General features: G+C 56.9%; 5 protein-coding genes and 1 tRNA gene. 4 read left to right on the forward strand and 2 right to left on the reverse strand.

Translation table 11 applies throughout. The features are described 5' to 3' along the window. Positions 1-48: 48 nt before the first annotated feature. Complete coding sequence (locus tag GGR27_RS01610; protein WP_168035651.1) at positions 49-1101, reverse strand: MlaD family protein; 1053 nt, start codon at positions 1099-1101, stop codon at positions 49-51. Positions 1102-1238: 137 nt separating this feature from the next. Here GGR27_RS01610 and GGR27_RS01615 point away from each other — a divergent pair, with 137 nt between their 5' ends. After that, complete coding sequence (locus tag GGR27_RS01615) at positions 1239-3431, forward strand: DUF2157 domain-containing protein (protein WP_168035652.1); 2193 nt, start codon at positions 1239-1241, stop codon at positions 3429-3431. Then, positions 3415-3900 (forward strand): GDYXXLXY domain-containing protein, encoded by a 486-nt coding sequence (locus tag GGR27_RS01620; RefSeq protein WP_168035653.1) that lies wholly within the window; start codon positions 3415-3417, stop codon positions 3898-3900. Before GGR27_RS01615 ends, GGR27_RS01620 begins: the two co-directional genes overlap by 17 nt. Positions 3901-3935: 35 nt before the next feature. Here GGR27_RS01620 and GGR27_RS01625 read toward each other — a convergent pair whose 3' ends face one another. Then, positions 3936-5603, reverse strand: coding sequence for a glycerol-3-phosphate dehydrogenase/oxidase (locus GGR27_RS01625; protein WP_168035654.1), 1668 nt, complete (start codon positions 5601-5603; stop codon positions 3936-3938). Positions 5604-5698: 95 nt separating this feature from the next. Here GGR27_RS01625 and GGR27_RS01630 point away from each other — a divergent pair, with 95 nt between their 5' ends. Both GGR27_RS01630 and GGR27_RS01635 read left to right on the forward strand, forming a co-directional pair. Continuing rightward, entirely contained in the window at positions 5699-6634 is a 936-nt protein-coding gene (locus GGR27_RS01630; protein ID WP_168035655.1) for a carbohydrate kinase family protein, read from the forward strand. Positions 6635-6829: 195 nt separating this feature from the next. Next, positions 6830-6902 (forward strand) — tRNA-Gly (locus GGR27_RS01635). Positions 6903-6904 lie beyond the last annotated feature (2 nt).

A 6904-nucleotide genomic window follows, 5' to 3' on the forward strand; every position in this document is an offset into this window, starting at 1 on the left:
AACCAAGTTGTAGTACTTCGGGGCGGGAGTCTTGAACGAATAGTTGGTTTACTGCTTCGGGCCTACTGATTGCAGCGCTTGATCCTTACGGTCGTGCTTTAAAACGCGTTTGCGGCTCTTAAAGGGAATGTACCGGTAGGGGCGCTCCTGAAAATCGCTCAGCAAGGTGTCCGCTTCCATCGTGGCCGACTCGAGCCGGTCGTAAACGACACCGTCGTCGTTGAGCAGTTTGCCCAGGGTTCCCTTACCGTTACCCACATCCGCGAGGATGCCGGATACTTCGTCGATGGCACCGTTGGCCTTCGTAACCGTACTTTTTAGTTCGCTGACGGCCTCGTTGATTTCCGTGACCGTCTGCTCTACTTCGAGTTGGTTTATTTTACTGGCAAAACCACTGGCGTTATCGATGATGCCGCCCAGTGCCTCCTGCTTGCTGGCCAACGTTTCGGTGAGGCTGGCAATGTTACGCATGGACTGGTTGATCTCGCCAGTATTGTTATCGATAACCCGTCTCAACTGGGTACTGGTGCCCCGCAAATTTTCCATCGTAATGGCGAGGTCGTGCATAGAGCGGGCGATCGGGTTATCGCTTTCGGGGGAGAATAAGGTGTACTGAAGGCTATCGACGATGGTGCCGAATTGACCTTTCATATCCCCCAGCGGGTCATCCCCCTCTTCCGTGCCCAACAAACCTGCCAGGATGCTCTTCGTGGCACCCTGAATAGTCGTGCCGCTCGGCGCGCAGTCGTCTTCGCCGAAGCATGGTTGCTGGTAAGTAAGGTCGATGGCTTTCTCACCGAGCATACTAACGGAGACGATGTAGGCCGTCGTGGTGGTCGGGATGTTGATGTCATCGCGCACGTCCATGGTCACCTGTACCAGCTTCGTCTGTTGGTCCAGCTTGATGTTGCTGACGGAGCCGACGTTGACGCCACTGATTTGTACGGGCGTACCGATGGTCAGGCCGGCCACGTCTTCGTAGAGAACGAAGTATTCGTTGGAACTCGAGAATAGATTGCTGCCCTGGATGTATTTGAAACCCCAGATGGCCATCCCGATGGCAACAATGGCGAGTATTCCAATTTTAACTTCGTATTTCATAGACGGGGCGAGTAAGGTGAGGTAGGTATAGAGAGCGCACGAAGATAGACTCGGCCACGTGGGGCCGGTGTTGCGTGGTGTAATTCCGTACCGTAACGCTATCTTTCGCGTCTTGGTTTGGTTTACGGTGTTTTGCTTTGCTCACCGAACCAAACCAGGGTTTCACCGAGTTTAGCGTTCGTTCGCGCGCCGCACTGGTGACCGACGGACGATTTGCTACGAATCACCCCACCATTATGGTCACCACCCGCCAGTACCTCCTTTTTTTAGCGCGTCGCGGTGCCATTCGGGCACCGGTCTACGGTCGGGCGCTACGAGAGAACGTTTACGCTACGCTACCACAGTGGCAAACTTTCGTGCGCATTACTTTACTGACGCTCGGGCTGGGCCTGGTGACTTCGGCGCTCGTTTACCTGTTGGCCTTCAATTGGGACGTACTCACTACTGTAACCAAGCTATCGCTGGCGGGTGCCGGGGTGGTCGTGCCGACGCTGATGGCGCTATTTCCTGTTTTCTCTCCCTTCATCCGTAAAATGCTGATGACCGCCGCCGCGATGATGGTCGGGGCGCTGTTTGCGGTCTACGGGCAGATCTACCAAACCGGGGCGGATAACTACGAGTACTTTCTGGCGTGGTTCGTATTCACGACGGTGTGGGCGGTGGTCGTGGACTTCCCCGCGTTGTGGATTCTGTGGCTCATCGTGGGTAACCTGACGCTGTATTTCTTTGGCGAGCAGGTGCTGGAACACTGGCGGACTTACGAAACGCTGGGCGCTTCCGTCGTCACGAGTGGCCTGGCGCTTTTAACCTTTACCGTACTTAGCAACCGCGGCGAGCAAAATTACCCCGCCTGGTTCCTCAATACGATTGCGCTCGGCCTCGGCGTGGTGGCGGTGGCCGCAATTGCCCTGACGGCCTGGTCGGATGAAATGAGTTCACTATTTTACGTCGTGCGGTTCGGCGTACTGGGCGTTTTATTCGGGGGCTTAGCGATTGGCTATTTTAGGCGTTGGTTAGGCTTACTGAGCGTGATGTCGCTGGCGGTCATCGCCAGCCTGGCGGTCCTCATTACTTTATCGAATGATGATGCGGGCTTTTACTTCGCCGGGCTGTGGGTGCTGGGGGCAACGACTTTCGCCGCCATCACGATTAACACCCTGCGCAATGAATGGTCGCCAAGTACTGCGGTTACGGGCGCGGCCGCGGGTGCAGGGGATTGGGAAAGGAGCGAGGCTACCGCCGAAGCCCACGGCGAAGGAGGTTTCGAGAAAAGTCCATGGCAGGTCACAAACTTAGCCGACCTCGCCGGCACGCCACAACTGGAAAACGAATACCAGGCTGCCTTAGAAAACGAATATCCACTCGGCTTGCAACTACTTAGTCTGTTCGGTGGCCTGATGGCCATGGTGACGCTGGTGGCCTTCCTGTTCCTGATCGGGGTGATGGATGAGATTGTGGCGAGACTAGTCGTGGGAGTACTGCTGGTGAGTGGTGCGCTGCTGGTGGACAAATCCGTTGACAAACCGTTCCTGGGTGCGCTGGAGGTAGCCAGCGTCACGGCCGGTACGCTACTGGTACTGTACGCATCCGCGGAATACTTTGCTACGGAAGCCGCGATTACGCTAGTTGCGTTGCTCCTGTGTGCCGGGATTCTGCTCCTGTTTCGCAATGGCTTAGTGCAATTGCTAGCCGTGTTGGGTGTGCACCTGTCGATAGTAAGCTACTTGATGCTCACGGAGGACATAACTTGGGTCATCGTGTACGTCGCGGTGACTGGGTACCTCATCGCCGCATGGGTGCTTTTGGAAAGTCACTTGGTGACCGGTAGCCGGTACTTAGCCGCAAGGTATTCAGCTATTCGTACCGGCTCGATTGTATCATTCTTGGCCGCCACCATCACTTGTGGTTATTTCTACCAGTGGGCAAAGCCGCAGGAAATCGCTGAACTAGGTTGGTTTACGCCAGTTTTATACACACTGCTGATTCCCATTATCCTTTACGTTGCGTATTATACGATCCGTACGTTGAAGGAGGATTCGGTACCTGCTTGGAGTTACGTAGCTGGACTAGCGCTGCTCCTCTCCCCACTCTACTTTGCACCCGCGGCCGCGCCCGGCTTGTTGATCATCATCCTTAGTTTTCGCGTCAACCACCGACTCGGACTGACGCTCGGTTGCTTGTGCTTCATCTATTTTATGGGTCAGTACTACTACGATCTGAACTTGACGCTACTGGCCAAATCCGCCGTGCTCGCCGCTTCGGGTGTATTCTTCCTCCTTACCTATTTAGCCATTCACCGCAAACTAACCGTCCATGAAGCCGCTCACTAAACTGCTCATTGTCGGCAACTTACTGGCGATGCTGATCTACGTCGCTTACAGCGTTCAGAAAAGTGAGCGCCTGCTTGATGAAGGTAAACTCGTACTCCTCCGGCTCGCACCGGCGGACCCCCGTTCACTACTGCAGGGCGACTACATGCGGCTCGACTACGCCATCACCCGCGAGGTCGACCGCGCTACCGACCCCAAGCGCGGCTTTCTCATCGTGAGCGTGGACGGCGACGGCCTCGGTCGCCTGGAGCGCGTCCAGCAACACAACGTGCCGCTAGCTGCACGCGAGTTCCCGATCCGCTACCTCAAAAAAGATTGGAGTGTGGACATTGGCGCGGACTCATACTTTTTCCAGGAGGGTAGGGCGGAGGATTACGGCGCGGCAAGATACGGTGGACTAGTGCTCGACAAGGCGGGAAACAGCTTGCTTCAAGGCCTCTACAGTGAGGACTTTGTGAGAATCGAGTGAAGTGATTCTTTTAGATATTAAGGGGGGTGTAGGGTTTACTCCGAAAGAGTAGCGACCGGTTCCGCCGCAAACTCACTCACCCACTTTATTGCCGCCCGGACTTTTTCCAGTTCTTGTTCCCGCTCCGCCTCGGTATAATCGTAGGCTTTCACGAAAACGTCCGTTACCTCATTGAGCACCGGCTCGATTGACGGCATGTCGAAGTACAGCCGCCCGGACCGCCGTTCCACCCAGTCGAGGGGGTAAAGTGCTAACTCGTTGTCGATGCAATAGGCCGCTTCCGCGCAGGCCAGGCGGGCAACGTCGGTGCCTTCACTACGCTTGGTCGCCGCTTCGATGATGGCGGGCGTTTGTTTTCCGTAATTGGCGACGAGGTAGCCCGCCCGGTCGGGAGCCAAACTTGATGCGAGTAATTGGTTAGCAATTGTCTCTTCGTAGGTCAGGACTTCCTCGTAGTCGGCGAAGGGACCACCGGTGAGCGCGAGGTCCTTAGTGCTCGTTTTTTTCAGTTTCGAGCCATCCGCTTTCATCTGTTTGCCGACCCGGTCGACGACCCGCTCCGCCATCTTGCGGTAGCCCGTCAACTTACCCCCGGCGATGCTTAGCAGCCCGCTCTTAGATTCGAATATCTCGTCCTTGCGCGACATTTCGCCCGCCGATTTTCCTTCCTCGTAAATCAGCGGCCGTACCCCCGCCCAGCTGGATTCAACGTCTTCCACCTTCAAGTTGACGGTCGGAAAGATCGCGTTGGTCCCGTCGAGCAAATACTGAACGTCCTCCAGAAAGGTGGGGATCGCGTTCGGATCGCCCTTGTAGGGCGTATCGGTCGTCCCGATGTAGGTGCAGCGGAGGCGTGGGATGGCAAAGAGCATGCGCCCGTCCGCTACGTCGAAATAAACGGCGTGCTGCAGTGGCAACCGCTCCCGGCTGACGACAATGTGAACGCCCTTCGACAGGAAAACGCCCCGGTTCGTCATGCTCTTATCTACTTTGCGCAGGTCATCAACCCACGGGCCGGTGCAACTGATTACGTGCTCCGTCCGCACGGTAATCGTTTGGTCGGTGTGCCGGTCGTGAATAACTACGCCGTTGATGGTTTCTTGCTCATCGTAGGTGAAGTCGACCGCCTCGGCGTAGTTCACCGCCGTGGCCCCGTGGCGCATGGCGGTCTTGACGTTCTCGATCGTGAGGCGCGCGTCGTCCGTCCGGTATTCGGCATAGAAACCGCCGCCCTTGAGGATGTCGTCGCGTAAGAGCGGCTCGTAATTAGCCGTCTCCTCTTTGGTGAGCATGATTCGCTTATCGTCTCCCTCCACGTCGGCCAAGAAATCATAAACCCAAAGGGCCATGCTGGTGGACAGCTTGCCGAGCGAACCGCCCTCGACGAGGGGGAGCAGCATCTTTTCCGGGCGCACCAGGTGCGGGGCCAATTCGTGGACGACCGCGCGTTCCTGGCCAACTTCACGGACGAGTCCGATCTCGAGATTTTTCAGGTACCGTAGCCCTCCGTGGATCAATTTGGTCGACTTCGAACTCGTCCCGGACGCAAAGTCGTTGCGCTCGATGATAAGGGTGTCCAGGCCGCGGCTGGCGGCGTCCAGCGCAACGCCGGCACCGGTGATGCCCCCGCCGATGACGATGAGATCAAATTTCTGGGTACTGAGCTTTTTGAGCGTGGCGGAACGGGTAGTGAGAGCGGTCATGCGGTTGGGAGTTACTGAATAAGGGTAAAGATAAGCCGCGGTCATTGTTTAAAGGACGCCCCCGGTTTCGCTCCACCTGCTTACATTTAGTCCTTATGGAAAAGAGCAACAGCCCCGAGATTATCGCCATCGGCGAGTTATTAATCGACCTCATCAGTACGGAATACGCGGATGATTTTCAATCCGCCGACCGCTATCAGCGACTGCCCGGCGGTAGCCCCGCCAATCTAGCCATGAACTTGGCAAAACTTGGCCGGGACGTTGGTCTCATCGCTACCGTCGGTCAGGACGACGCGGGCGATTTACTAGTCGACGCCGTGCGCGACGCCGGGGTGTCCACGGACGGGATCGCGCGCGCGGCGGCTCCTACCACGCTGATCCTCGTCACCAGAAGCCGTGCCGTCAGTAACTTCGAACCCTATCGCCTGGCGGACCGTCTGATTACCCGTGCTCAGTTCGAGCGGCTCAGTTTCAAGTCCGCCAAAGTCCTGCACACCACGGCCTTCGCCCTCAGTGAAGAACCGGCGCGCTCCGTCATCCTGGGGGCAATGCAGGAGGGCGCGGTCGCGGGTGCCAGGTTGAGTGTGGACTTTAATTACGCCGACAAACTCTGGGCGGATGACCGGGCCGCCGGCCTGGCTGCGCTCACTAAGATCGCGGGAGCGGGGGGAATGGTCAAGGTCAGTGAAGTTGACTTTGAACGGCTCTTCGGAGAACCCGTAACGGCTCCGGCAAATGCCGCCCACCGCATCTTAAAGCTCGGTGCTAGCCTGGTCTGTCTGACGCTCGGCGAGGAAGGTTGCCACATCCTCACCCACGAAGAAAGTTTCCACCTCCCCGCCCGCCCCGTCGATGTCGTCGACACGACCGGAGCCGGGGATGCCTTCTGGTCCGGCTTCCTCGCCGCTTACCTGGCCGATAAGAACTTGCGAGACTGCGCCCTGGCCGGTCGGGCCATGGCCGAGAGAAAACTGACCCGGGTCGGACCGGTTACCGAATCACTCACGGTTGAGGACTTGCTCGCTGACTGATTCACGCAGAGGCCAAGCGGCAGGAAAAAGTTTTATGACAGTTCCGCCCTTATTTCCCTGAAAATCAGGGCACTTAGGAAATAGCCCCGCAACACTTCTTCCTAAAAACGGGCAAACACTTGCAAGGGTCTTTTCAATTACCCTATATTTGCAGCGCCTTACGAAAGTAGGGCATTGGCTGAGCAGCCAGCAGACGCGGATTTAGCTCAGTTGGTAGAGCGCAACCTTGCCAAGGTTGAGGTCGCAGGTTCGAATCTTGTAATCCGCTCC

Origin of the sequence: Neolewinella antarctica, from assembly GCF_011927835.1 — a bacterium.
Taxonomy (GTDB): domain Bacteria; phylum Bacteroidota; class Bacteroidia; order Chitinophagales; family Saprospiraceae; genus Neolewinella; species Neolewinella antarctica.

What these genes read in the sequence shown, in the direction of transcription:
- GGR27_RS01630 (WP_168035655.1), top strand. Translation starts at nt 5,699, where the DNA reads ATGGAAAAGAGCAACAGCCCCGAGATTATCGCCATCGGCGAGTTATTA.
- GGR27_RS01620 (WP_168035653.1), top strand. Translation starts at nt 3,415, where the DNA reads ATGAAGCCGCTCACTAAACTGCTCATTGTCGGCAACTTACTGGCGATG.
- GGR27_RS01610 (WP_168035651.1), bottom strand. Translation starts at nt 1,101, where the DNA reads ATGAAATACGAAGTTAAAATTGGAATACTCGCCATTGTTGCCATCGGG.
- GGR27_RS01625 (WP_168035654.1), bottom strand. Translation starts at nt 5,603, where the DNA reads ATGACCGCTCTCACTACCCGTTCCGCCACGCTCAAAAAGCTCAGTACC.